Annotated in this window: 2 protein-coding genes; one reads left to right on the top strand and one right to left on the bottom strand. The window is 72.3% G+C overall.

The annotated features are described in order from the left end of the window. Window positions 1–23: 23 nt before the first annotated feature. Window positions 24–749, bottom strand: coding sequence for a response regulator transcription factor (locus ADY01_RS35705; RefSeq protein ID WP_063784483.1), 726 nt, complete (start codon window positions 747–749; stop codon window positions 24–26). A gap of 367 nt (window positions 750–1,116) precedes the next feature. Between ADY01_RS35705 and ADY01_RS35710 the strand changes: the two genes are divergently transcribed. Beyond that, entirely contained in the window at window positions 1,117–1,392 is a 276-nt protein-coding gene (locus ADY01_RS35710) for a hypothetical protein (protein WP_049581057.1), read from the top strand.

A 1,392-nucleotide genomic window follows, 5' to 3' on the forward strand; every position in this document is an offset into this window, starting at 1 on the left:
CTCCCCCCTCGTCCCGCCGCCCGTCAGCTCATGGGCGGCACGAGGCGGTAGCCGACGCCCCGCACGGTCTGGATGATCTCGGGGTGGTGCGGGTCGTCACCCAGGCGCTCGCGAAGGCGCCGAATGTGAACGGTGATGGTGTTCGACCGGCGGGCCCCCTCGCCCCACAGCTCGGTCCTGATCCGGTCGCGCGTGATGACCTTCTCGGAGTTGAGCATGAGCAGATGGAGCAGCTGGAACTCGCGCAGCGGCAGCCGGGCCGTCGGCACGCCGTGCATCGCCACCTCGTAGGTGCTGGGGTCGAGCGTGAGGGGCCCGCAGACCAGCGGCTGGTCCCAGCCGCGGTTGCCCCGGTCGGCGAGGCTGAGCAGCTGCGCCACCTCGCGGGGGCGGTAGGGGCGGGCGACGCATGCGCTCGCGCCCGCGGCGAGCGCGGGCGCGACCTGGGCGGTGTCGTCGGGGCCGACGCCGAGCACCACGGGGATGGACAGCCGCCGTCTGACCAGGCGCAGCACCGTGGCGCCGTCGATCACCGGCAGGTCGGCCGAGACCAGCAGGACGTCCGGCTTGCGCAGCCCGGCCTCCAGCAGCGCGGTGGCGCCGTCGCCGCAGTGCACGACCGACACCTGGTACTTCGCGAGCTGGGCCGTGAGCCCCTGCCGGATGCGTTCGTCGGCGTCGGCCAGCAGCACGACGGGGTCGGAGCCGAGCGGTATGCGGGTGGGGGAGGGAACGACCGGATCTTCCATGCCGTCCTCCGGCGCGGCGGCGAACAGGGCTCTCGGTGCGCCGGCCGACGGCCTTCGCGGTTGCGTCGTGCTCAACCAGGCGCCCATGGCGCTCTCCCTCGCTGTCGTTGTCGGCAGTGAAGAACGCAGAACGCGGTGGTGTGCGGTCTTCTTCACGCGTGCCCTCGCGGCGCCGACGCGGGGCGTTCACCATGTAACGAGCCGTGGGTAGCGGGTTGTACGGCGTTCGGTGAACCCCCGATGAACAACGGCGTTCCCTCAGGTTCTCCGCCCACTCGCGTCGCTTCATCTACCGCGCCGGGCTCAGTTGACTAGCATCGTCGGGGAGTTCCGGTCGTTCGGTCGGTGTCGGCGCAGGGGCAGTGGTGTGGGAATCGAAAACGAGCAGCTCGTCTACGACTATCTGAGCCGGGTCGGCGACCTCGCGCACGGGACGCGCATGTCCGCGGCGCAGCGGGCCTCGCTGGTCAACCGGCTGCGGGACGAGATCGGCAGGGAACGGGCCTCGGCCCCCGGCTCGGAGAGCCAGGCGACGGTGAAGCGCATCCTCGGCAGGATGGGGCGGCCCGAGGACATCGTGGCCGCCGCCGCCGAGGCGCCGCAGGCGCCCGCGGCTTCCCCGCCCGCCGCCCCATCCTGCTAG

Source organism: Streptomyces sp. SBT349 (assembly GCF_001083795.1).
Lineage (GTDB): Bacteria > Actinomycetota > Actinomycetes > Streptomycetales > Streptomycetaceae > Streptomyces.